Raw genomic sequence first — 23,492 nt, forward strand, 5'->3', positions numbered from 1 at the left:
AGTATGAGATATTTAGTTGATACATTAAAAAAAATGCTGACAGTTTTACTGTTTAGTACTTTGGTAATGCTTGCTGGTTGCCAGGAATCGGGAGTCAAGACAGTTGAAAACACTGGAAATACGGATCGGAACTGGAAGGAACAATTCAATCAGAAACTGTCTATGCTTGGACATAGGAATTGGATTCTTGTTGTGGATAAAGCATTTCCAGAGCAAAATGCTCCGGGAATGGAATACATTTATGTCAACGAAGGTTTGCTGCCGGTATTAAAGGAGGTACTCAAACAAATCAATTTGTCTACCCATGTTAAACCCATTATTTATCAGGATAAGGAACTAGGTTTTATCACCGAAAACCAGGCTAATGGAGTTGAACAGTTTGTTCAGGAATCTAAAACTATCTTTGGGAATCAAACAGTTTATACAATGCTTCATGATTCAGTATTCAGGAAACTGGATAGTGAATCTAAACTGTTCAAGGTTTTGATCATTAAAACAAATGAAACTATTCCTTATACCTCTGTCTTTTTACAGTTGGATTGTAATTACTGGAGTGGAGAAAAGGAAAGGCAATTACGGGATACCTTAAACGCAAAGTAGAAAGCAACTTAAGAAAAGGACCAATTGAAATGGTGAAGTTTATAGGAGCTCACCCGCTAGTTATCGAAAAGGAGTGTTTTATATTTATTTTTTCGATATTACACCCCTGATTATCGATAGTTAATTCATAGTAAAATGCATACACGCAAAATTTTTAACGCAATTTTATTTTTCTTAAATATTTCCATAGGCTCGGTTGCTTATGCTCAAATGCCGGAATTGCCTGGTTCTGCTTATAATTTAGTGCTTAAAGCCCCAGTAACTACATGGGACGAAGCACTTCCTTTAGGCAATGGCTTAATGGGTGGTTTGCTATGGGGAGAAAAAAATATCGTCAGGCTATCGCTGGACAGGGGCGACCTATGGGATGAACGTACGAATGGAGAAAAAGAATGGTGGAAAAAATATACTTATCAAAAGGGGGCAGATATGATTGCCCAAAAGAAATTTACTACTGTAGCCTCCTGGTGGGATGAAGCTTACAGAGGAGTAAGCCCGACTAAACTACCCGCCGGCCGAATTGAACTTAAATTTCCTGATGGGGAAGAGGTAAAGGAATTTGAATTGATGGAGGCTACGGCTGAAGGAATCACAAGATTCAGCTCTGGTGCTATTATGAATGCTTTGTATAGTGCCACAGATCCGGTTGCATTACTTTCTATAAAAGGAGTAACATTACAGGATTTGGAATTATTAAGTCCGATGGATGTATATCGTCAAAACGCCAAAGGGGACGGTGGTCCAAGTAGCGGTGGTTCTGTGCGTAAACTGGGTTATCCGGAAGCCTTAAAAGGAAAAACGGAAAATGCACAGTGGTATATTCAGGAAGCAGCAGAAGGACTTAAATATTGCGTGTATATTGAGACAAAGAAAAACGGTAAAGAAACGCTGCTGGCTTTTACCATAACCTCCACAGCAGATGGAAAAGATCCTTTGTTGTCCGCGCGTCAACGTGTTGCCAATGCATTGAAAAATGGATATCAGTCTATGCGCAAGCCACATGTAAAGTGGTGGACCGCCTTTTGGCAGAAATCAAGTGTGAATATCCCCGATACCGCAATTCAAAAACAATACAATCTGGTCCAATATTTTTATGGTGCCGCTTCACGTTTAAATGCGCCACCTATGCCATTACAAGGCGTTTGGACAGCTGATAATGGCGCTTTACCACCTTGGAAAGGCGATTATCATAATGACCTGAATACCCAAATGACCTATATGGCATACCAACAATCCGGCCGATATAATGAGGGGGCATCCTACCTGAATTTCCTTTGGGACCGTCGTGATTTCTTCAGAGACTTTGCCAGAGACTTTTATGGCACAGCCGGCCTTGCTTGTCCTGGTGTGATGTCTTACTCCGGACAACCTTTAGGCGGATGGGGGCAATATAGCATGTCGCCAACAATGAGTGCCTGGAGCGCGCATCTGTTCTACCTGCATTGGCTGTATACCGCTGATGATACCTTTCTAAAAGAGAAAGCTTACCCATGGAGTTCGGAAGTTGGAGCGTGCATGTTGGGCTTATTGAAAAAAGACAACAATGGATTGCTGAAATTGCCGCTTTCTTCTTCTCCGGAAATTTTTGATGATAGTCCTAAAGCCTGGTTGGAGCCCAATAGTAATTATGATTTGATGAGTTTAAAAATGTTATTCCTGTCTTTAAAGGAAATGGCTGCGGAAATGGGCAAAACAATGGAAGCCAGGAAATGGTCAGACGCGGCTTTGGCTTTAGGTGATTTTCATACGAAAGACGATGGGACGCTGCTTTTGGATGCTAAATATGAACTGACCAATAGCCACCGACACTTATCTAACATTATTGGTATTTACCCGTTCAACCTGATTACCAGTGAAGGTGGTAAAAAGGACGAGCAGATGATCCAGGCGAGCATGAAAAACTGGGATAATTTAGGTACCCGGAGTTGGGTAGGTTATAGTTTCTCCTGGATGAGTTGCTTAAGGGCAAGACTGGGAGATGGGGAGACAGCGGTAAAAAACCTGGACATTTTTGTTAAAGCCTTCATATTACGAAATGGCTTTCATGTGAACGGCGATCAGACTAAAAGCGGTTATTCGGGCTTTACCTATCGTCCCTTTACCTTAGAAGGTAACTTCCTGGCTTCACAAGCTGTACATGAAATGTTATTGCAAAGCTGGAGTGCCACTGCAGGCGAAGTGCATAAGGGCATTATTCGTGTTTTTCCTGCGATGCCTAAGAAATGGGCTAATGCTTCATTTACAAATTTAAGGGCAGAAGGCGGTTTTAAGGTTTCGGCAGTTTGGAAGAATAACAAGGCCGTAAGCTTCAGCATTACTGCTGCTCATCCACGAAAGGTTCGTATCAAAGATAATTTTAATGGAGCAACACCCAAATGGAGTGTTAAAGGTGTTACAAAAACCGGCGACGTTTACGAAGTTAAAATGAGTAAAGGGCAAAAATTGGTCGCTCAGTTCGATTAAGTTTCTCTTTATAATGGATTGAAATACCGGATTCTCCAAGCGCAAGGTCCCGCAGATTATGTCCCTGTAAAAGTAAAAGAGGAATAGATAGCGTGGAAAAAGGAGATAAATGGTCAGATATCAATCGTAAAATAACCATCATGTCCATTTTTTTTCAGCACAGGAATCGCTACATTATAAACCATTGATTCGTTTCCAATACGCCCTTGCATTGTTCCAAGATGGGCATGGCCATGAAATGTCGCCAATACTTTTCGCCGCAAAAGGGGTTCTGCCAGTCTGGAACAACCAAGAAATGGATAAATTGCCTCTGGTTCGCCAGCAACGGTGCCTGATATCGGAGAATAGTGCATGATGGCTATTTTTTTAATTTGTTCATGCTCCTGATCCAGACGTGCAAGAGCCCGATCTAATTGAAGCGCGTCATTTACAGCTTCCTGAACAAAATTTTTCATGGTATTTTCCCCAAACATAGATAGCATATGATTATCGAAGCCTCCCCCAAATCCTTTAATGCCGGCAAAACCGATCCCTTCTATCACTACCGATTCTCCATCAAGAATGTGGACATTTTGACTTTGCAGCGCCTGCCTGATTAATTTCTCTCTTCCTTTCTCATAATCATGATTGCCAAGTACGGCAACAACCGGTATGGTGCAATGTTTTAGGAGGTTCGCAAGAATGTGGGCTTCGGCTTCGTCACCTGTATTCGTCAGGTCGCCGGCAATAATTAACACTTTCGCTTCTGCAGAAACCTTTTTAAAGCAGTCAGACCATCTTCCTGAATCGGCCTCATGGAGATGAATATCTGCCATTGCTGCTATTTTTACTTTTTTTATCATCTCATGTAGTTTTGATAGTACTTACCTTATAATTCCATTCTTTGATATCTATTTCGTATTGTGTTTGATCTATTATCGGCCCTCTGCACACTTTCTCAACTGCAGCTGGGATGTCATATTGTTCCTTGGCCCGCTCTATCAAGGTGTCAAAAATCCATCGGGGGATGATATGGTGATATTCTGCCGGATAGACAAACTGAAAAAGTAAAATTTGTATCAGTAATAAATGCCAATCCTTATCCAAAAGAGCCATTAAGCGGTTCCAATCAACTTGCGGACCTTGTTTTAACAACAAATGGTTTACATCTGCACCATCATAGCGTTCTCTGTTTTGAACGTATACTTTACACCAGATTAATTCTTCCAATGGTATAAAATTAATGGGGATTCCCTGAAAAGTGCCTGAAACCGCATGCTCAAGCCAGGTATCGTCAACCGTGCAAATGTTGTTCACCGTATCAAAAATGATGTCGATATAATCCTTATTATAAAAAACTTTTGCTAGCCAGCGGACATCTGTTAATTCTGTTTTATAGCCTTTTTCTGCCAGTATTTTCAGGATTTTCGGATATTGTGAAGCTTTGCAAAAAATATCGAGGTCCTTTTTATCGCGTAGAATTCCCGTATAGTGTTGCATAGCAAACCCTCCGCCAATCATAAATTTAATAGCTTGCTGGTTGAGTATCTCCAGTACGCTGCTATAAAATTGAGTTACATCTTGCTTCTGCCCCTTAGAATGTAGGTTAAGGTGTTTCTTTAAAACCCGCATGTTTTTTGTGTTAAAATGTTTTAGCAGAGGAATGATAGTGATACAACAGGTTTCGGAGGATATAGATTTAATTTTTTGAAATAAAACTTTTGGCTATTTGAACTGTTTTTAGCATCTCAAGGGGAAAGATTCTGGTGAATTTAAATCAATTTATGATGTTAACAGGGAGTGATAAATATGTCAATGATCTGGCTGGATGCAGATGGGGTATTCAAGCAGGTGAATTGTATTGTGAGGGGACTAATAGGATAGGCCTATGGAGTTGAATATATCTCTCGTAGTTTTTTAACTAAAAAATTAATTATGAAATTGAAAGTTTTGGCAATGTTGTTCCTCCTTATGGGAGGATTTACAGCCTGTAATTCCGACCGTCGTGACAAAGGTCACAGAGATTCGCTAATGACCGACAGCACAATTTTGGATACTGCAACAATGGGCATTGGAGTTCCCGATAAAACAAATCTTGATACGTTGACGGAAGATACATTGAAAAATGATACACTGCTTTATAAATAATCTGGAACAAGGTCGGGTGGCTCGAGTGGCTAGGCGGGGGCCGGCAAAACCCCCTACAGAGGTTCGAATCCTCTTTCGACCTCCAGTTTATTTAGGTATGACTATGCCCATTATTCCATTGCTCATGGGACTGGATGCCCGCTCTGATGGAGTTTAAAATTGGTAAATCCAATTCACAACCCTGGCTTTCACAGCGTGCATGATCTTGCTCATCAAGTAGGATTGTGCCCATGGTTTCACCTTCAACAAAAATCTCATAACGCGCGTTCCCCAATGGCCTAATGTCGAAAAACCTGGCCTGGCCTTCGTTTGCGACTTCTAATCTGAATTGCTTCATGATTGACTAACAATTTTCGTAATAAATAGTTCTCCTGGTTTAAAGAACTTTTAGGTTTATTGTATTAAAATACTTTAGCTTGGGTAAGTTGAGAAATTACAAATGCTTTAATTTTTCTTCTTCTTTTTTGACAATGATTTTTTCTTTTTTAAGGTCTATTCTGAGAAGGTTGTATAAACTCATATAAATATTGGCTATCCAGACAATGGAAAATCCCGCAATAAAGTACCCCCGCCAGTCGGGATATAATAATTGATAACGGGTAATAATCAAGACCAATATTGTGACATAGTAGCTAAAGCAATATTCACAAGTGAAAATATAATAGAACTTTCGTTGTAAAATATGCTTGCACATTTTTGACTTTTCAACGCAGAATTCTCTGGGTTCATGGAATATTTCTTCCTTAGTTACTGTCCAGGCTATACACGCCACCGGCAAGGCTAAAATAAATATCCAATAGAATTCGGAGGAAAGGTGATCGTAAATCATATCTGGTCGTAATTCATATCATGTAATTAAACTAACAGATTAATAACAAGCTGACTAGTATAAGGTTTTTGAAACTGGTTTTATTGTGCCATATGTGCCTGTTTTATAAATGGGTATAAACTATTATACATTAAAGCTGTTGTGATATTAATTGTTAAATGGAACAGGTAGTATAAAATTTAAACTCTATTAAAATGAAAAATGAAGAACAGGACCAGCACTTATATGACCCGGAATGGAATAAAAAAAAACCGCGGAATGCTGAAAACGACCAGGAGGATACAGAGGATGATCAGGAAGGTGCTGACGATTTTTTACCTTCGGACGGGCTTGTAGATAGGAATATAGGAGAGGGGAGTGAAGATCTTTATGATCTGGATGACTTTGATGATGATGTGTTGGATCCAAAGGATTAAGAAATTTTAAATTTGATGACAGACATCCCGATCATTTTATACATGATATTCGGATGGTAGAAAGCAATACAGGCTTCCCAGGCCATTTTTTAAATTACTTTAAAATACCTTTAAGTTTTTTTGTAAAGTATAAAAAATAATTTGTACATTTACTTCGAGAGCGTTAATTTAACGGGGGTGAGTCTTAGGATTTATCCCCGTTTCTTTTTTATTTATTGGCCCAGAATTTGTCCGTTTATTTAGTCTGGCTAAGCTGCCAACATAACGAAGGAGAAAGAGATGTTTAATAAGACTTTAAAACACAAGTCCGATAATAGTAAAGTTTTGGACTTTGCAGCTGCACAAGCTGAGATAAATGACCGTGTTAAAGCATTAGCCGGAAAGAGAGAAATAGCTCGTAAGCTAAAAAGTAAAAACACTGCTTTGGAAATTATTGCTGAAACCACTGGTCTCTCCGTAGAAGAAATCGAATCTTTATAGCAATGGCATTATCATCTCGTATTGACTGATGAATTTTTCGAAACCATTCTTTTTCAAAAATTCGTTACTCTCATCGGAACGGGCATCAACATTGATTATGTGTACCTGCTTATCAAAGTGTTCAGCTAAGTAAGCTAGTAAAGCACTGCCTATTCCTTTATTTCGCTGAGTTTTGTCTACCGAAAATTGCTGAATTCTTTTAGTTAAAGGATTATATATCAGGTAAGCAATAACCTTTTGATCCTGCTGTGCTACGATCAGTTTATTGGTAGATTTAAGTAGATTTAACGCCGAAATGCTGTTCGACCATGATGGCTGCCAATCCCAGAAGAACTTAAACCGTTCCCAATCATAGTTGTCGGATACTAGGATATCAACCTCAGGAATTGTATTTAGTAATGATAATGAACCTTTGTAGCAATGTAAATGCCGGTAAATATCGAAGCCTACTTTTTCATAGGATTTAATTGCAGGGATATTGTCGCTGATAACCTCAAGACTCATGTAATCTATATTGGTTAACTTAGGAATAAGGTAGTCGTAAAGCTGCTTCACAATGCCTTTGCCTCTGTACTCAGGAATTACCCCTGTACCAGCATTGTACAATACCAGTTTGTCATTGATGTTGCCTAATCCATTTAAGATAAATCCAACTAGCCGTCCTTTGTCTTCAATACCCAGAGAATAATTTAAATCAACCTGGTCTGTTTTACACTTTAAGTCGAATTGTTCAGCATTAAGCTGCATGGGGACAAGGTAATCAGCAAAAGAGTTATTAAATACCTCAATGATTTCTTCTTTTGACCGGTTGATTAAGTTATCTATCTTCATTTGTGAATCTACAGGTTCTAATATCGCTGATCTTCTGGCTGTTTGGAATTGGCCTATCCATATATAATGCCTATTGTTCTTATGGTGCTGTTCATAATTTAGGTTAAGATATTGGTATTTTCCCTATTTTCAATGGGAAGATATTAATCTCATAGGAAGCAGCTGTTTTATAGTTTAATTCGCTCCGGAGATGTACTCAAATAAATCGTCTCCTTTTTAATCGCTTTACATATCAGTAAAATCTGCTGAATCTTATGATACTCTAAATGCCCTGGTGTATTGATATCCAGTACTGCAGTGTGCTCAATAGTGATATCTTGCAATTTCTCTGTTTTTGAACCATCCAGAATTTCAATACCCGATTGGAGTATCTCCATAGCCTGACTAATCCTGTCTTTGATTTCTTTCAGGTGGTCGTTCGCATTCGTAAAGGGGAAGAAAGAAGCGATTGTCGACGATAACTGATGACTCAGTATCTGAAACTGATAAAGGTGTTGGATTTTACCCTGGGCTTGTTTAGGTTCCAACAGCATATTTTGCAAGCCTGATGAAAATACAGCCAGTTTGGTATATACCTCTTTTCTGGCTAGCTTAAACGAAGTGATATCCGAAGGAATTCCTGCAGCCTGATCATGCAGTTTTAGTAGGTAATTCAAATTGGCGTTAATCACGTCTTTAATATATTGGGATTGCTTTTTGATCTCCCATGATGGGAATAAATAGGCAGTAGCAAATGCTATGGCACAGCCAATAATCGTATCCATAGCACGTTGTAAAATAACCGGATTATGATGGTCATATATGCTTAAGCAGATGATCACCATTGGAGTTAAAAATAAAATGCAGAGCGCGTAGTTGATGCGCAAGTATACAAAATAACCCAAAAGGAAAAATCCCGCCATAATTAACTGGATCTGTATATTACTGATTAATGCCAGTAAAACAATCCCAATAAATACCCCTGAAAATGTCCCTTGTAAACGTTGGATATTTCTTCTCTTAGTAAGACCAAACCCAGGCTTTATCACCACAATTACGGTAAGCAGGATCCAGTAACTGTAAAAGCCAATAGGCGTAAGCATAAAGCCATATGCAATGACGCAGGCAAGTGTCAACCGTAATGCAAACCTGAAAATTGGAGATTTTAAGTGCAGTTGATTTTTGATCAGGTCGAAGCTAATAGCATCAGTCCCAGTGAACAACTGGTAGGTAGGCAGGTTTTCGGGAAAGCTGATTTCACTGCGTTTGCTACTTAAGGTGTGGGTGATTCCCCTCAATCCCGTATATATATCTTCTATATTGTTCTGCAGCTTCAACAGAATTGAAGTATAGGTGGCTTTTTCCCCTGAAACTAGTTTAGCTATTTGCTGTTTGATTTGTTCCAGCTCTTTGGCTGAAGCATCAACATATTTAATGCGCGATTTTGCAAAAAGGGCTGCACCAACCAATTGCAGGTCATTAGCCAAATGCTTAATCACCTCTGTGATCGACTCCAATAGGCCGGTATCCTTAAAGTTCTTATGCAGGGATTCATAATTGTATTGAATGGCACTGATCAACTCATAAAGATCAATGATCTGAGTGGTTACCCATAAGTAACGCTGTCCCTGATCATGGTCCTCCTGCATCAACTGCTTATCTCTTAATAAAAGATGTCTTACCTGCTCTTGTTTCTCACTTACTTTATTGTGCAGTTTGATGATTTCAAGGTAATTGGCTTCTATGTCGCAGTCTGCCTGATAAAAATTAGCTTTTGCCCTTAAAAAATCTGCGGTGGAAATGATGCATTCTCCCAGGGCATGACGTACCGAGCTCAGTGGCCATAATTTAGTTTGCAGCAAGCTGATGGTATAATACCATATCCCCCCGATTACAATGTACAAACTAAAGGAAAGGGGATGTATTGGCCTTAATCCTTGTACAAAAGTCATGATGATAAGCGCCATAGTGCCTAACAGCGAAAAACGAGGCCCAAGAGCTGTAAACATAGAAAATATAAAGCAAAACACTATAATCATCAGCCCCATAAGGATGAGGTGTTTCATCAGTACCGCGGTTAATAATGAAACCACAAAGAAGATGACTAAGCTGCATATGGAAATGACCATTTTATCCTTTAATGTGCCGGGCATATCAGTTAAACTGATTAAAAGTGCCCCTACACCAACAGCTATGGCTGTATGTGGATCGGTAAAATAATAAAGTGCACAGAAAGGGATGATGATACTTAAGGTAGTGCGAAGAGCGTCGGAAAAGTACTCACTACGGATAAGATTAAGCGAGTATTTAGCCATAGATTTTACAAAAATAGTTATGCATGCATAGTGATTTTCCGCAAAGCTAATTAAAAAATAGCTATCAGCGTTAGGCGTTTTTTACGCAGTAGTTGTTGCTGAAATTTTATCATCATTTTGTCAGTTTGGACGCTGTAAGTTAAGCTAAATAATCTTTTTTGTGTATAATTAGTCAAACTACCAAATTGAGAAAGATTATGAAGACGTTAAAGCTTAAATGGTTAGCTCTATTAGGGACAGCGGTAATGATTATCGGACTTACTGCAGATGATGTTTTAGGTCAAAGACCTACTCGTCCGGGCTCTACAGTATCGCCAGGAGAGGGAGCTACGCCTCGACCAACCCGACCATCATCGGGTACAAGCAGGCCACCTAGTTCTAGCAGACCCCCAAGCAGTTCCAACAGGCCATCACGTCCGGATTACAGACCAAACAGACCGGGGGTAAGACCGCCATCATATAGACCTAATTACAGGCCCAATTATAATTACAGTTCTAATTATCACAGGCCATACTACGGGTATTATAACTATTACAGACCTTTTTTAGGCGTTAGGATAAATATATTACCATATGGATATTATCCATTCTATTTTGGACCTGACCGGTTTTATTATTCCGGAGGGTTCTTCTATAGACAATATGACGATGGTTACAAAGTTGTTGTACCACCAGTAGGAGCACAGGTACCAAGTATTCCTTCGGAAGCGAAATCTATTGCAATTAACGGGCAGGCGTATTACGAGTATAAAGGTGTTTATTACACCACTGCCTTAGATGCTAATGGTAAAACAGTGTATGTAGTTGCTGGTAAAGACGGGATTTTAGATACTGATAAGGATGCTCCCGCTATGGAAAACAGCAATTTACCTAAAGAAGGTGATATCGTAAATGAACTGCCTGCCAATGTAAGAGACGTAGTGATCAAAGGAACATTATACTATGTTTCGGAAGATGGCGTGTATTACGAAAAGATTATTGAAGGTGATAAGGTAAATTATAAAGTAATCGGAATAGGGAATTAGAATTGAAATCAACTCTTAAAAGGGCTGCCCTTTGTTGTTTAAGTACCTTCTAACTATATATAATATACTTATTGAAGTTGAATTTTAATTAAGGTGTAAAGTATTTTAATTTTATTGTGTTTTTTCTCATTTAATTTATTATTATTATTGTGTAAAAATAAATCTAAATGAAAAAGACGCTAATCTTATTAACACTCTTAAGCTGTAGTTTGGTTACTATGGCTCAGTATGAAAATGCTAAACAAGTATTTGAAAGTCCAACACTCAAGGAATCTGTAAAGACCCATAAGCTGGTGGCAATAATTCCTTTTGAAACAACCATTTCTTTCAAGAAAACGCCGAAAAACTATGATGCCGAAGCGAATAGAGAAAAGGAAAGGAAAATGGCTTCGTCTATTCAATCTAGTATGTATACTTTTTTATTGCGTAAAGCAGATAATTATTCTGTTGTGTTTCAGGATGTTGATAAAACAAACACCCTCTTAAAAAGAGCAGGGATGATAGATAAATTGGGTGATTATACCAAAGATGAGATTGCTAAGATATTAGGGGTTGATGCGGTAATAGGTGGTAAGTTTGAAACTGAACAAACTAAATCTGAGGCTGGTGCTATTGTAACTACTGTTCTTTTTGGAGGATTAGGAAGCAAAACTGGATCAGGAGCATTAACAATGTTAGTTAATAATGGTAGTAATGGCGAATTGCTTTGGCGATTCTTTAAGAGTATGAATGATAATGTTTTCACATCAACTGATGAATTGGTAGATAGGATGATGAGGAAGGTGTCTAGAAATTTTCCTTACAGTAAGTAGTAAAGTTTAAAGGGCAAACAGGAAAGGGAATCTATTAGATTCCCTTTCCTGTTTTAACCTTAAAAGTCTATCAAATATTTATATATCCGGCATATTTTTATGCGTTAATTTAGATAATGTATTAATCACATGTACGCAATACTACTGCCTTTACATTCCTTAGTCCGCTGGCTTGTACTTATTACACTAGTTTTTGCCATTATTAGGGCCTATAGGGGGTGGATTAGTTGTAAAAGCTTTTCGAAGTTCGACGATGCGCTCTGCAAAATTGTGGTGAACGTCCTGAATATTCAAATGACAATAGGCATTGTGTTGTATTGTATCAGCCCGATTGTCAGCTATTTTCTCCATAATTTTAAAGAAGCAGTACATCAAAGACAGGTCAGATTTTTTGGGATGGAGCACATTACCATGATGATTATTGCGGTTATAGTAATCACTATCGGATTTAATAAGGTAAAGTATAAAACTTCTGATGAAGAGAAATATAAAACCATGGCCATTTGGTTCGCTATCGGTTTGTTTATTATTTTATCGTCTATTCCCTGGGCCTTTTCGCCGCTTACAAGTCGACCAAATTTCAGACCTTTTTAGATAGGTAGATACCCATACAATTTTAAATCATCTATATGATTGATATTGTAGTTACAACCGTTGTGTAGTAGCACTATGCTTGATGAGGTCTCGATAATTTGCCGATAGTAATGGTCGGTGATGATAAAGCCCTTTATGGCCTTAAGTTTATGGATATGCTGCTTGATTTCATCAACGATAACAGGGGCGAGCTGTGAAAATGGCTCGTCAAGTAATATAAAATCACTATCGCTATACATGATCAACAGGCACTCTATCAAACGCTTTTGTCCGCCTGATAGATCACCAATTTTCATGTTTAAATGTTCCTGAATTAGCGGTTCCTTTATTAACTCATGTTTATGTTTGTTGGTGTAAAGCGTTACTAAGTATGAAATCTTGAGATGGTCTGGTATGAAGAAATCTTGCGGCAGATAGGATATTTGTCGCGTTATGTAGCCCTTTCTTATAAGCTTACCGTTTACTTTTATATGAGAATAATCTGGCTTTAGTGTGCCAAAGATGATTCTTAAAAGTGTTGATTTGCCACAGCCATTTCTTCCAAGTAAGCCGATCACTTCGCCTATTTTACAACTCATGTAAACACTGCTTAGTATAAGGCGCGAGCCATACCGATGGGCAACACTATCAATATAAAGTTCCTGCATAGTAACAGATCAATATGGCTATAATTAAAAAAACAAAGTCAATTGAAAATAAAATTCCGAAGATTTTCCGATAGGCAAATCCCATATTTTTGTAATGAAATGAGCGTTTTGCGGAGAAAATTTTTTCTATGGCAACGATGATAATGTAACCTCCGGCTTTGAAAAAAAGCGTAAGCATATACAAAGCATAATGGTCGAAACCCTTTGAAATGAAGAGCATTAAAAAGAATAGGCTAATGGAAAGGTTTAAGGCTATTGCAAATTTAAAATGCTGAAAATAGATACTTTTTAGTTTAAGATACATCACCTTGCTGAGCATTAGTCAAACTCTAATATAGCTTTTTTCCAATTTGAAATTTTATCTTTGCCCCTGATTCTATAAAAAGAATTCGAATATGAGCACTCAACAAGAGTTTAAAATTGAAATGGATCCAAACAAATTGGATTCAGTAATCAGAAGTTTTAACTACGATGGCAATGAATACATTTATGTATGCCATTTGGATAAATACTCAGCCATTTCAGGCGGCCATCTCAGCGACAATGTTAACCAGGTAAAACTATTAGTGAAGAGCTTTTATGGAAAGTATTTAAATATGGAAATTCCTGTTAATACCTTTGGATCTGATGAATTTTACGGAGATTTAAAGCATCAGATAGATGCGGTACTAACAGGAGATTTGTTTGCTGTATTAGACTAAAGTCTAGTTGTGGTCTTGAATTAATGCTTCATTTTCTTCCAGGTACAGAGAGCTGTAAGAAGGAATAGAGGCATTAATAAATAATACCGTTTTATTTTGCATCGCATTGATGACCGTGCCTACCAGTTCTTGTGGTACAGCAGGGCAGCCTTGACTGCGACCTAATCTGCCTAGTGAACTAATGGAGCTCTGACTTACATAGTCTGCACCATGAACCACGATGGCTCTTTTACGCGCATTGGTATTAAAACCTTCGTCCATACCATCCAGACGCAAAGAAAGGCCATGCTTGCCGCGATAGGTTTCACCGGTTACATAAAAGCCAATACTGCTTTTATTTGATTCCCTGGTGTTCGAAAAATTGGTGGCGCGATCTGCACCACTAAAAGTACCGTGAGCTACCCAGGTATTCAATAGCAATGTTCCCTTGTCAAGATCTACAATCCACATACGTTTCTTCGTACTGCTTTGATCGAAATCTGCAATGGTTAAAATTGATTTGTTATCCGAAATCTTACCAGCCGTTTTTAGGTTATAAAAACCTGTTACTGCTTTAGTAAACACATCGTACGACAAGCCACTTTGCGCAAGCTGCGCACTCTCATAAATTTCTTTAACATTTACAATAGGTGCCCTTGGTGTCGAAAGTGTCGAACTGGTATCAGCAATTGCTGGATTCGGGTCTACTGCTGGTTTACTTTTTACTGGTATCCAGCTGATCATGGTGAGTGCAAATGTAACTATAACTAATCCCGCAACTCCTAAAATACTACTTCTCTTCATAAGTTATTATCTTGCCCTCCGGCACTATATATTTAAAAATGATTCCTGTTTTGTCTAACTATTATTGTTTAAGTTTTTACAAATATAGGAAAATGATTTTTTAAAACTAGCTTATAATTAAGTGATTACGTTTTTGTGACTTGGTAAAATGCTCCAGTCGTTTACCAGATCAGCCCGAATCGGCCCCTGTTTATTTAATTTTGAGCCTTACTCATTAACGTAATAATTCGTTCCTTATCGTTGATCTGGTCCTTCAAAGTCGATACAAGTTCCGTATAATTTTTTATACTTAACCTGTAGTCTCCATACTCATGAACCGACTCGGATATGAGGTTGGGAACAGCCATGAAATCTTCCTCATTGCCTTCAAAAAAGTTTTTGGCCGGTACTTCCAGTATTTTTGCCATCAGTAACAAATCTTTGTATTTGATAGACTCGTTGATCAGACTAAGTCTTAAGCCATCGAAGGTTTTTCCCATGCTAACAGCAAGCCAACTTAACGATCTGTGTTTCTCTTTTAGAATGCTATCAATCAGTGTTTTTAAAGACATATATGAAATATTTTAAGCAAAATAAGAATTGTTTTGTAAATAAAGTAACTATTTGCCTATAATTTTTATTGTTTATGCATAAAAATATTGTATGGATGCTTAAATAAACGATTTTGTTGCTATAAAAATATTGGGTTTTTGTCCAAAAAAATATAGGGGTAGCATCATGTAAAAGACGTTTTTTTTGAAATATCCTATTGACAATCAGGTTTTTTTATATACCTTTACATCGAGAGCGTTAATTTGCGGGGGCAATCAGTCTTTTAGACCTGCCTCCGCTTTTTTTGTTTTATAATTTCACCTGTCGGATGATATTTTTGATATTCAGCTCGATGATATCAGTCATATTTCTGCATTCCCGGTACTGAGAATCTTCAAAATATTCGGCCATTCCGTTTTTTAAAGTGATGATATTCTCGTCCGTGGTTAGTATTTCGGTGCTTGACACATCCCGTAAATCAGTAAGACGGTGTCTTTCACTCCGAACCCGGTGCAGGAGAGAGGATTTTTCTTCCTGCTGATATTGAAGAAAGGTTTTATCGGTAAGCTGCTCCATACCCAATTTTACATAGGGGTAGTTTTCTTTAAAAAACTGGGGCAGGTATACTTTTATATTGCCCTCATAAAATTGCTGATCGAAATCAATGGCCCTTATTCTGAACTGGATGTCGTCAAAATCAGGAGTAATCTGCATCACAAAGTTATAAGCCCGCATATCACCCAGTAACATTACTAAACAACGTTCGTTAAATTTCACAAACTCCTTGGCGATACGGGTTGGATTGTACTCCGGATTGTGGAGATAGGTTTTTGCAAATACATCGCCCGGAATTCCGGCTATATGTTCTTCAATTAAGGTCTCCCTGTCTACCAGATAGTTAACCTGGTTTGGCGAGAGGATATGTTCCAGCTCTAAACCATATATTCTGGAGGCATCTGCCTTTTTTACGTAAAAGTAGTCGTACACATCATTTAAGCGGTTTACAATTCTGATGCGGAAAGGGTTGGTGTTGCCAAAAGTACAGTATTCAATTTTGTCGATGTATTTGTGCTGTACAATGCGCAAATTACCTGATGCCTTTAAATTGGCATATACGATTTTAAGGCCATTGTGTAAATCCGACATCTGGCTGTCGGTATAGATCGGTGCTTCCCAAAGCGAATCTTTGCCATACTTATCCATAATGGGATAAGCCTCCGTAAAATCCAATAAGTCATTATAGGTGATAGGCAGTTTAGATTCCCGCTGATAGGTTTTAAGGTATTTCTGTAAAGCAGGGGATACCGGGAATATTGGTTTCTTGCGCGATATTTTTACGTCATTGGAGTCCATCAGCAGGTAATTTATGCTCAATTTACTGTTTTCTGTACAGAGTTTTGTAACGGCCAGGTATATTTCATTTGAATTTCATATTGATGTTGGTTTAAAGTCATATCCATATCAGCAGAGATGTTTTGATCGTCGGGGATATTAGCTTTGTGACCTCATGAAAAAAATCCTCAATTCCATTCCATATTCAGTGCTGGATCTTGCAACCGTAATAGAGGGCAAAACGCCGGCCGATACTTTTAAGAACAGTTTAGATCTTGCGCAGCATGTCGAAAAATGGGGTTTTAACCGTTACTGGCTGGCCGAACATCATAACATGATCAGCGTGGCGAGCTCGGCTACCTCGGTAGTGATAGGTCATATTGCAGGTGGAACCAACACCATCAGGGTAGGATCGGGAGGAATTATGCTGCCTAACCATTCGCCATTGATTATTGCCGAGCAGTTTGGTACCCTGGCTTCTTTGTATCCGGGCAGGATTGATTTAGGATTGGGGAGAGCGCCGGGCACTGATCAGGTTACAGCGGCAGCGATAAGGGGGGACCTGCGTTTCCAGGCAGCTCAGGATTTCCCAAATGAGGTAATGAAATTGCAGGCTTACCTATCCCTAGAAAATAGCAATAGTAGCGTGCGCGCTATTCCGGGTGAAGGGCTTGATATTCCGATCTGGATATTAGGCTCAAGTACCGAAAGCGCGCGTTTGGCAGCAGCCTTTGGCCTGCCTTATGCATTTGCCAGTCATTTTGCACCAGCCCAGTTTATGGCTGCTATTAATATATACCGACAAAATTTTAAACCATCCGAACACCTGGCCGAGCCTTATGTGCTTGCCTGTGTAAATGTGGTAGCTGCGGATACGGATGCTGAAGCCAACAAATTGGTGACTTCACTTTATCAGTTGTTTTTGGGTATCGTTACCGGTAAACGCCGTTTGTTACAGCCGCCTGTGGATGATATGAACCAGGTATGGGATGTTTACGAAGAGGAACAGGCAAGTCAGATGCTGGCTTGTACTTTTGTAGGTAGTAAAGAAACGCTGAAGACTGATCTTCAGCAGTTCCTTGATCAGACCGGGGTTGATGAGATTATGGCAACTTCACATATTTTTGACCATGCAGCCAGATTAAGATCTTATGAATTGCTGGCCGAAGTATTTAAAGTCTGAAAAGAAAGATTGTAAATTATAGAGAAACAAGGTTTTGTAGCTTAATGTAGTAAATTGATATTATTCTCATAACAGTAATTTGAAAATTATTATTTAATATTGGCGTAGGTCTTAATAATTAAACTTTAATGTGTAAACATTTTATTTTATTTAATTAACCTGCTAACCAAATGATTTTCCGGATTGCTAAGTTTATGAACCTGTACGGTAAACTTTCTGACGCTGAATTGGTGGACTTACTGAAGTCTGGTGATCAGACTGCGTTTACTGAAATTTTTAACCGCTTCCAATCTTTGTTGTATATTTTTGCCTATAAAAGGACTGGCAACAGGGAAGAGGCAAAAGACCTGATTCATGAACTTTTTTTGATGTTATGGGAAAAGAGAAGCGAACTTCACATTCCTTCCGGCTTACCTGCATATTTATTTACAGTGCTCCGGAACCGAATATTTGATTTGTATAAACGCAAAAAAGTAAGTCAACGCTATATTGAAACTTTTCAGAAATATTTAGACCATAATCATAACACCACTGATCATTTAATCAGGCATAATAATCTTTCCGAACTTATAAGTAGAGAGATTGCAGCACTTCCTTGTAAAATGCGTGAAGTATTTGAGCTTAGCCGTAAAACTAATCTGACAAGGAAGGAAATTGCCTTAACGCTCAATCTTTCCGAGCAAACTGTTAAAAGCCATATGCATCATGCCTTGAAAATTCTCAAGGGAAGACTTGGGTATATGCTTGCTTTTGTGTTTATCATTTATCCTTAAAATTTATTTAACCCCTACGGCTTAGCAAATCGTTATGTATTAAAAGAGCATAAAAAAAATGCAGCATAACGACGCAAAAAGCCTGTTTGAGAAATACCAGTCCGGATTATGTACACCGGAAGAAAAAGAAATTGTAGAGAATTGGCTAACGTTTGGTGAGGCCAGTAGCTTTGATTTATCTGATGATGAACTAAAACACGATCTGACTGAACTCCAAACCCGTGTTGCGGATATTACAATAGTGAAAAAGATTGTCCTATGGCCACGTATAGTGGCTGCTGCCATGTTATTGATTTTTAGCGGGGTGGGACTATATATTTATAAGCAAAAAAGAGATGTTGATCTTCCAGTGATCGCTGCGCATCAGGATATTGCTCCGGGTAGCGATAAAGCTATTCTGACACTGGCCAACGGCTCTAGAATCTCTTTAACTGATGCTGCCGGCGGAGAACTTGTTAAACACTCAGGGATTGTTATTTTAAAAAATAAGGAAGGACAGCTGGTTTATCAGGTTACAGGAAAAAGCAAAGGTAAGGCTTTAGCTTATAACACTATCGAAACCCCCAAAGGTGGCCAGCATCAGGTTGTATTGGCAGATGGTACAAGGGTATGGTTAAATGCAGCATCATCTATTAAATTCCCTGAAAATTTTACGAATGCCAATCAACGTAAAGTAGAGTTAAAGGGAGAGGCGTATTTTGAAGTTAAAAAGGATCAAAACCGTCCTTTTGTGGTACTTACCAACAGGCAGTACATCGAGGTGTTGGGTACCCATTTCAATGTAAATAGTTATGCAGATGAGTCTAGATCAGCCACAACTTTATTGGAAGGTTCTGTTAAGGTTTGTCCGGTAGGCCAGGAGAAGGCGAATGTTGGTGTAGTATTTTTTGACCTTGCTACAGTAATAAAACCGGGGCAGCAGGCAAGCACTTCAAATGGTGACCTGAAGATATTAAGCCCGGAAATTGACCAGGTAATGGATTGGAAGAATGGTGATTTTATGTTCAAGCAAGAGAGCCTGGCAGGCATCATGCGTAAAGTTTCCCGTTGGTACGATGTTACTGTTCAGTATGATAAAGGTATTGATGTGAACCAAACCTATAGCGGTTTGGTGTCCAGATCTAAAAATATATCAGAAGTATTAAAGATTATGCAATCGGCTGGCCAGCTAAAATTCGAAGTAGATGGGAGGAAAGTGATCGTAAAGAATTAGTACTATGGTGAAACAGCCTAAACCACAGTTGATAAAAAAACAAACATACACAATAACCTGAATTGGCTTATAAACCAATAAAAACCAAATCAAATGAAACCAAACTTCAAAAACAGTAGCTAAGCTTTAGGATGATAGGATTAAAAATTACCGGGAATGCTGGAAACACGCCCGGTAAAAGTTTAATGCTTATTCATTAAAACCCAATAAAATTGGGTATTGCGTAAATCAATTGATTAATGAACGATGTGAAGTGTTTGCCCTTCGAAAGTATACACAACACAGATTTAAACAGATTCAAATGTATGAAATTTTACATTAAAAGTGTGTGCAGGCCGCCGGCTGGCATAGCGAAATTCTTGTTGGTCATTAATTCGCTAAAGCGAATTGATCCGACAGTTAAAAGACAAATAATTATGAGGTTCAACCTGATTATAGTACTATTAACAGCCACAATTTTACATGTGAGTGCAAGCTCTTACAGCCAAAGTGTTACCCTGAAGTATAAAAATGCTGCTTTGATAAGTGTTTTTAAGGAAATCAGATCACAAACAGGATATGATTTTTTTTACAGCGACAAATTGATGAACGGTGCAAAACCCGTTAACCTTAACCTGAACAATGTGAGTCTGGAAAATGCGCTAAAGATTTGCTTTGCCGACCAGCCATTGAGCTATTCTATTGAAAACAAAACCGTGATTGTTAAACACAAAGAAACTTCCATACTCGATAAAGTACTTGGGTATTTTAGCGCTGTGGATTTGCGTGGACGTGTTTTAGATGAAAACGGACTGCCCTTGATAGGTGTAAGTGTTAAAATTAAAGGTGGTACAGGCGGCGTAAGTACCAATAGTAATGGTGAATTCATAATTAAACTGCCCGAGGGGAGCGAAACCCTGATATTTAGCTATATTGGTTACCAGACTAAAGAGATATCCGTAAATAACAACACGGTACTTAATGTAACCCTTCTGGAAGCTAATAAAGGACTTGATGAAGTTATTGTAGTAGGTTATGGTTCTCAAAAGAAAAGAAATGTAATTGGTTCGGTAGCTCAGATCAATAGCGACGATTTGAAGCAAATGCCAACCATGAACATCACCAATATGTTGTCGGGACGTTTGCCGGGTATTACGACCTTACAGCAATCGGGCCGGCCGGGAGCAGATGATGCTACACTTAGAATCAGAGGAACATCTTCTTATCAGGGAAGTCAGGGGCCGATTGCCATTGTTGATGGCGTTGAGCGTCCTTTTGCTCAATTGGATCCGAATGAAATTGAAAGTATTTCCATATTGAAAGATGCGGTTGCTTTATCCGTATACGGTTTGCAGGCTGCAAATGGAATTATACTGGTCACCACTAAAAGAGGTAAGGCTCAGCAACCAAAAATCAGTTATGATGGTGCAGTAATGGTTAATTCTAATACACGTTTTCCTAAGTTTTTGGATGGACCAGATTATATGGAATGGTTTTCAAGAGCTGAAGAGTTGGATAATGAATACAGAATTAGTACAGACCAGGATCCTAACCCTCTGACTTATAATAAAGCTCAGATTAATGCGCTAAGGAATGGGACGAATACCAACCCATTGTTTGGAAATACCGATTGGGTAGGTGAGTTTTTAGGTAAAAAAAGTACTTCTCAAAGCCATAGTGTAACGGTAAGGGGAGGAACAGAACGGGTAAAGTATTTCTCCAATATTGGTTATCTGGATCAGGAAGGTATTGTAGCCAATACTGGTTTTAAACGGTTTAATCTGCGTACAAATCTTGATGCGCAATTGAACAGTATCTTATCAGTTGCTTTTGATATCAATGCGCAAATGCATAAAACCCGTACACCAGGGATATCGCCGGATAATACTGCTTACATGAATCCCTTTTATCAGGCGGTAAGAACTTTACCGAATATGCCGATGTATGCTCCAAATGGTTTACCTACGGCTTACAATAGTAATGCAGGGTATGTGAATCCAATTGCATCGGTGATGCAATCTGGTTACCAACATGGCGAGGCTAACGTATTCCAGACTTCATTGGCTTTTAATGTAAAAGTTCCCTGGGTTAGTGGGCTTTCGGGTAAAGTACTTACCTCATTTGATAAAACCGGAACAGAAAATAAGAACTGGCTTACCCCTTATCCGTTAATGGGGAGAGGTAGAAATCAAATTTCAGGCAATTATACCCTAATACCTAGCCCTCCTGGTTTTTCAGTAACTACCTTACGTCAGAACTATAATCAAAACAATAGATTAACTTTTCAGCCTAGTTTAAACTATACGAAAACCTTTGGCAGCCACACGTTCAATGCCCTGGCATTATATGAATGGGCAAGAACTAAAAGTAGTTTGTTCTCAACTGGAGCTAGAAACTTTGCTTTAACCGAGCTGCATGATATAGATTTTGGTAGTTCTGCAACGCTTGATTTTGTCAGCCCGACAGGTTCAAGTAGAAATAAGGCAAGACAGGGATATGTAGGAAGGATTAATTACGCTTATAAAAATAAATATTTGTTTGAAGCCGCTATGCGGGCAGATGCTTCTATAAGCTTCCCTGAGGAAGGTCGTTGGGGGTATTTCCCGGGAGCAGGATTAGGGTGGATCGTAAGTGAGGAGAATTTCTTTGAAAAAATAAAAAACACGGTTAATTTCTTTAAAATCAAGGCCTCTCATGGTGTATTAGGTAAGGAAGCAACAGTTACTGAATTTGCCTATCTACCTAGCTTTGCTTTTACAGAAAATCCGGTTGCCGTGATTGGTGGATCACCCGTTTCGGCATTATATACAGGTACACCGCCAAACAGAGATCTGACCTGGGAAAGACATAGAGTAACGAATGTAGGTTTTGAAGCAGAATTGTGGAATGGTAAACTGGGGGTTGATTTTGATTATTTTTATAAGGTTGTTACGGATATATTAACCACCAGAAGTGGTCTTTACCCATCTTCTGTAGGTGGGAATTTTCCATCAACATTTAACGATGGTATCACAGATAATAGAGGTTTTGACCTGCAAATAAAGCATCGCAATAACCTGGGCAAATTTAGCTATGCAGTAACCGGTAATTTTAACTGGGCACGAAACAAGATCATCTTAATTAATGAAGTTCAATCTTTGCCCTCCTGGCAAAAAAGAACAGGCAGGCCAATAGGTGAAAAGCTAGGTTTTGTAGTAGATGGGTTTTATCAGAACTGGGATGAAGCGCGAAATGGTTCTTCACCAAGCAGTGGTATCATAGCCCCTGGGTTTTTCAAGTATAGAGATTTGAATGGAGATGGTCGTGTTACGCGTGATGCTGACATGACTGCTGTCGGTAGAAGTAATATGCCGGAAATCATGTATGGTTTAAATCTGGAAGCAAGTTATTCGGGCTTTGATTTTTCGGTGCTGTTTCAGGGTGCAGGATTATCCAGTGTAGCCTTGGGAGGGGTATATGAAGGGTCTTCCGGAACTTCGGGTATTGAAGATAATACGCCTTTTACGAAGACATTTTATGGATATGGAAACTCTCCGTATTATCTTGTTGAACAAGCCTGGAGACCGGATAATCAGGATGCTAAATTTCCGAGGTTAACTTCTGGTGGTGTCGCACTTTCACCACATAACGCAAATGCCAATTCAGGTTTTATCATCAGCAATGATTACCTGAGGTTGAAATCTATTCAATTGGGGTATACGCTTCCAAAAAGCCTGTTTAAATCTAAAATAGAGAAAATGCGCTTTTATGTTTCAGGATTTAACCTGTTTACCTGGGATAAGTTGAAGTACCTGGATCCGGAAATGCCTAACGTAAATAACGGATTTTATCCCCAGCAGAAAATGATCTCCGGAGGAATTAACCTAATATTTTAAATGC

At 38.7% G+C, this 23,492-nt stretch carries 22 protein-coding genes and 1 tRNA gene; 14 read left to right on the forward strand and 9 right to left on the reverse strand.

Annotated elements, in window-relative coordinates:
* The first annotated feature begins 3 nt into the window (after positions 1-3).
* Positions 4-600 (forward strand): RbsD/FucU domain-containing protein, encoded by a 597-nt coding sequence (locus B9A18_RS18900; protein WP_084291105.1) that lies wholly within the window; start codon positions 4-6, stop codon positions 598-600.
* A gap of 135 nt (positions 601-735) precedes the next feature.
* On the forward strand, positions 736-3,063 hold the full coding sequence (locus tag B9A18_RS18905; RefSeq protein ID WP_084291106.1) for a glycosyl hydrolase family 95 catalytic domain-containing protein: 2,328 nt from the start codon (positions 736-738) through the stop codon (positions 3,061-3,063).
* 113 nt (positions 3,064-3,176) lie between these two features.
* Here the strand turns inward: B9A18_RS18905 and B9A18_RS18910 are convergent, their stop codons facing one another.
* Positions 3,177-3,905: a metallophosphoesterase family protein gene (locus tag B9A18_RS18910; protein ID WP_084291107.1), complete on the reverse strand. Its 729-nt coding sequence runs from the start codon at positions 3,903-3,905 to the stop codon at positions 3,177-3,179.
* A gap of 1 nt (position 3,906) precedes the next feature.
* Positions 3,907-4,674 carry a nucleotidyltransferase gene (locus tag B9A18_RS18915; RefSeq protein ID WP_084291108.1) on the reverse strand — a complete coding sequence of 256 codons (768 nt, stop codon included), beginning with the start codon at positions 4,672-4,674 and terminating at the stop codon, positions 3,907-3,909.
* A 303-nt stretch (positions 4,675-4,977) separates the two neighbouring features.
* On the opposite strand from B9A18_RS18915, the gene B9A18_RS18920 reads away from it, so the two are divergent.
* On the forward strand, positions 4,978-5,190 hold the full coding sequence (locus B9A18_RS18920) for a hypothetical protein (protein WP_084291109.1): 213 nt from the start codon (positions 4,978-4,980) through the stop codon (positions 5,188-5,190).
* Between the two features lie 10 nt (positions 5,191-5,200).
* A tRNA-Cys gene (locus tag B9A18_RS18925) sits at positions 5,201-5,275 on the forward strand.
* A 6-nt stretch (positions 5,276-5,281) separates the two neighbouring features.
* On the opposite strand, the gene B9A18_RS18930 is transcribed toward B9A18_RS18925, so the two are convergent.
* Positions 5,282-5,527: a hypothetical protein gene (locus B9A18_RS18930; protein WP_084291110.1), complete on the reverse strand. Its 246-nt coding sequence runs from the start codon at positions 5,525-5,527 to the stop codon at positions 5,282-5,284.
* Positions 5,528-6,213: 686 nt separating this feature from the next.
* Between B9A18_RS18930 and B9A18_RS18940 the strand changes: the two genes are divergently transcribed.
* Together B9A18_RS18940 and B9A18_RS18945 are read left to right on the forward strand one after the other, a co-directional pair.
* Positions 6,214-6,435 carry a hypothetical protein gene (locus tag B9A18_RS18940; protein WP_084291112.1) on the forward strand — a complete coding sequence of 74 codons (222 nt, stop codon included), beginning with the start codon at positions 6,214-6,216 and terminating at the stop codon, positions 6,433-6,435.
* A gap of 279 nt (positions 6,436-6,714) precedes the next feature.
* Positions 6,715-6,915 carry a hypothetical protein gene (locus B9A18_RS18945; protein ID WP_084291113.1) on the forward strand — a complete coding sequence of 67 codons (201 nt, stop codon included), beginning with the start codon at positions 6,715-6,717 and terminating at the stop codon, positions 6,913-6,915.
* On the opposite strand, the gene B9A18_RS18950 is transcribed toward B9A18_RS18945, so the two are convergent.
* Together B9A18_RS18950 and B9A18_RS18955 are read right to left on the reverse strand one after the other, a co-directional pair.
* Positions 6,910-7,746, reverse strand: coding sequence for a GNAT family N-acetyltransferase (locus B9A18_RS18950; RefSeq protein ID WP_084291114.1), 837 nt, complete (start codon positions 7,744-7,746; stop codon positions 6,910-6,912). The genes B9A18_RS18945 and B9A18_RS18950 overlap by 6 nt on opposite strands.
* Positions 7,747-7,913: 167 nt before the next feature.
* Complete coding sequence (locus B9A18_RS18955; RefSeq protein WP_084291115.1) at positions 7,914-10,040, reverse strand: FUSC family membrane protein; 2,127 nt, start codon at positions 10,038-10,040, stop codon at positions 7,914-7,916.
* Between the two features lie 197 nt (positions 10,041-10,237).
* Between B9A18_RS18955 and B9A18_RS18960 the strand changes: the two genes are divergently transcribed.
* From B9A18_RS18960 to B9A18_RS18970, 3 genes are all read left to right on the forward strand, one after another.
* Positions 10,238-11,065 carry a DUF6515 family protein gene (locus B9A18_RS18960; RefSeq protein ID WP_084291116.1) on the forward strand — a complete coding sequence of 276 codons (828 nt, stop codon included), beginning with the start codon at positions 10,238-10,240 and terminating at the stop codon, positions 11,063-11,065.
* A gap of 167 nt (positions 11,066-11,232) precedes the next feature.
* Positions 11,233-11,877: a hypothetical protein gene (locus B9A18_RS18965; protein WP_084291117.1), complete on the forward strand. Its 645-nt coding sequence runs from the start codon at positions 11,233-11,235 to the stop codon at positions 11,875-11,877.
* 129 nt (positions 11,878-12,006) lie between these two features.
* Entirely contained in the window at positions 12,007-12,471 is a 465-nt protein-coding gene (locus tag B9A18_RS18970; RefSeq protein ID WP_084291118.1) for a hypothetical protein, read from the forward strand.
* Here B9A18_RS18970 and B9A18_RS18975 read toward each other — a convergent pair.
* A complete protein-coding gene (locus B9A18_RS18975) occupies positions 12,468-13,049 on the reverse strand; it encodes an ATP-binding cassette domain-containing protein (protein ID WP_159452693.1) in 582 nt (193 codons plus the stop codon). The two genes, B9A18_RS18970 and B9A18_RS18975, sit on opposite strands and share 4 nt — an antisense overlap.
* A 464-nt stretch (positions 13,050-13,513) precedes the next feature.
* On the opposite strand from B9A18_RS18975, the gene B9A18_RS18985 reads away from it, so the two are divergent.
* On the forward strand, positions 13,514-13,819 hold the full coding sequence (locus tag B9A18_RS18985) for a hypothetical protein (RefSeq protein ID WP_084291121.1): 306 nt from the start codon (positions 13,514-13,516) through the stop codon (positions 13,817-13,819).
* 3 nt (positions 13,820-13,822) lie between these two features.
* On the opposite strand, the gene B9A18_RS18990 is transcribed toward B9A18_RS18985, so the two are convergent.
* The 3 genes from B9A18_RS18990 to B9A18_RS19000 form a co-directional block, all read right to left on the reverse strand.
* Positions 13,823-14,602, reverse strand: coding sequence for a murein L,D-transpeptidase catalytic domain family protein (locus B9A18_RS18990; RefSeq protein WP_084291122.1), 780 nt, complete (start codon positions 14,600-14,602; stop codon positions 13,823-13,825).
* A 194-nt stretch (positions 14,603-14,796) separates the two neighbouring features.
* The gene (locus B9A18_RS18995; RefSeq protein WP_084291123.1) at positions 14,797-15,153 is read right to left on the reverse strand and encodes a hypothetical protein; all 357 of its coding nucleotides are present in this window, start codon (positions 15,151-15,153) and stop codon (positions 14,797-14,799) included.
* Positions 15,154-15,442: 289 nt separating this feature from the next.
* Positions 15,443-16,486 carry a hypothetical protein gene (locus B9A18_RS19000; RefSeq protein ID WP_084291124.1) on the reverse strand — a complete coding sequence of 348 codons (1,044 nt, stop codon included), beginning with the start codon at positions 16,484-16,486 and terminating at the stop codon, positions 15,443-15,445.
* A gap of 154 nt (positions 16,487-16,640) precedes the next feature.
* Here B9A18_RS19000 and B9A18_RS19005 point away from each other — a divergent pair, with 154 nt between their 5' ends.
* The 4 genes from B9A18_RS19005 (at position 16,641) to B9A18_RS19020 (ending at position 23,488) form a co-directional block, all read left to right on the forward strand.
* Positions 16,641-17,648 carry an LLM class flavin-dependent oxidoreductase gene (locus B9A18_RS19005; protein WP_084291125.1) on the forward strand — a complete coding sequence of 336 codons (1,008 nt, stop codon included), beginning with the start codon at positions 16,641-16,643 and terminating at the stop codon, positions 17,646-17,648.
* A gap of 170 nt (positions 17,649-17,818) precedes the next feature.
* Positions 17,819-18,421, forward strand: coding sequence for an RNA polymerase sigma factor (locus B9A18_RS19010; RefSeq protein ID WP_235005381.1), 603 nt, complete (start codon positions 17,819-17,821; stop codon positions 18,419-18,421).
* A gap of 58 nt (positions 18,422-18,479) precedes the next feature.
* Positions 18,480-19,634 carry a FecR family protein gene (locus tag B9A18_RS19015; RefSeq protein WP_084291126.1) on the forward strand — a complete coding sequence of 385 codons (1,155 nt, stop codon included), beginning with the start codon at positions 18,480-18,482 and terminating at the stop codon, positions 19,632-19,634.
* Between the two features lie 305 nt (positions 19,635-19,939).
* Positions 19,940-23,488 (forward strand): TonB-dependent receptor, encoded by a 3,549-nt coding sequence (locus B9A18_RS19020; protein ID WP_159452694.1) that lies wholly within the window; start codon positions 19,940-19,942, stop codon positions 23,486-23,488.
* Positions 23,489-23,492: the final 4 nt, after the last annotated feature.

The organism is Pedobacter nyackensis (assembly GCF_900176505.1).
Lineage (GTDB): Bacteria > Bacteroidota > Bacteroidia > Sphingobacteriales > Sphingobacteriaceae > Pedobacter > Pedobacter nyackensis.

Coding starts and splice junctions, on each gene's coding strand:
- B9A18_RS18900 (WP_084291105.1), top strand. CDS start 4: ATGAGATATTTAGTTGATACATTAAAAAAAATGCTGACAGTTTTACTG.
- B9A18_RS18905 (WP_084291106.1), top strand. CDS start 736: ATGCATACACGCAAAATTTTTAACGCAATTTTATTTTTCTTAAATATT.
- B9A18_RS18910 (WP_084291107.1), bottom strand. CDS start 3,905: ATGATAAAAAAAGTAAAAATAGCAGCAATGGCAGATATTCATCTCCAT.
- B9A18_RS18915 (WP_084291108.1), bottom strand. CDS start 4,674: ATGCGGGTTTTAAAGAAACACCTTAACCTACATTCTAAGGGGCAGAAG.
- B9A18_RS18920 (WP_084291109.1), top strand. CDS start 4,978: ATGAAATTGAAAGTTTTGGCAATGTTGTTCCTCCTTATGGGAGGATTT.
- B9A18_RS18930 (WP_084291110.1), bottom strand. CDS start 5,527: ATGAAGCAATTCAGATTAGAAGTCGCAAACGAAGGCCAGGCCAGGTTT.
- B9A18_RS18940 (WP_084291112.1), top strand. CDS start 6,214: ATGAAAAATGAAGAACAGGACCAGCACTTATATGACCCGGAATGGAAT.
- B9A18_RS18945 (WP_084291113.1), top strand. CDS start 6,715: ATGTTTAATAAGACTTTAAAACACAAGTCCGATAATAGTAAAGTTTTG.
- B9A18_RS18950 (WP_084291114.1), bottom strand. CDS start 7,746: ATGAAGATAGATAACTTAATCAACCGGTCAAAAGAAGAAATCATTGAG.
- B9A18_RS18955 (WP_084291115.1), bottom strand. CDS start 10,040: ATGGCTAAATACTCGCTTAATCTTATCCGTAGTGAGTACTTTTCCGAC.
- B9A18_RS18960 (WP_084291116.1), top strand. CDS start 10,238: ATGAAGACGTTAAAGCTTAAATGGTTAGCTCTATTAGGGACAGCGGTA.
- B9A18_RS18965 (WP_084291117.1), top strand. CDS start 11,233: ATGAAAAAGACGCTAATCTTATTAACACTCTTAAGCTGTAGTTTGGTT.
- B9A18_RS18970 (WP_084291118.1), top strand. CDS start 12,007: ATGTACGCAATACTACTGCCTTTACATTCCTTAGTCCGCTGGCTTGTA.
- B9A18_RS18975 (WP_159452693.1), bottom strand. CDS start 13,049: ATGAGTTGTAAAATAGGCGAAGTGATCGGCTTACTTGGAAGAAATGGC.
- B9A18_RS18985 (WP_084291121.1), top strand. CDS start 13,514: ATGAGCACTCAACAAGAGTTTAAAATTGAAATGGATCCAAACAAATTG.
- B9A18_RS18990 (WP_084291122.1), bottom strand. CDS start 14,602: ATGAAGAGAAGTAGTATTTTAGGAGTTGCGGGATTAGTTATAGTTACA.
- B9A18_RS18995 (WP_084291123.1), bottom strand. CDS start 15,153: ATGTCTTTAAAAACACTGATTGATAGCATTCTAAAAGAGAAACACAGA.
- B9A18_RS19000 (WP_084291124.1), bottom strand. CDS start 16,486: ATGGACTCCAATGACGTAAAAATATCGCGCAAGAAACCAATATTCCCG.
- B9A18_RS19005 (WP_084291125.1), top strand. CDS start 16,641: ATGAAAAAAATCCTCAATTCCATTCCATATTCAGTGCTGGATCTTGCA.
- B9A18_RS19010 (WP_235005381.1), top strand. CDS start 17,819: ATGATTTTCCGGATTGCTAAGTTTATGAACCTGTACGGTAAACTTTCT.
- B9A18_RS19015 (WP_084291126.1), top strand. CDS start 18,480: ATGCAGCATAACGACGCAAAAAGCCTGTTTGAGAAATACCAGTCCGGA.
- B9A18_RS19020 (WP_159452694.1), top strand. CDS start 19,940: ATGAAATTTTACATTAAAAGTGTGTGCAGGCCGCCGGCTGGCATAGCG.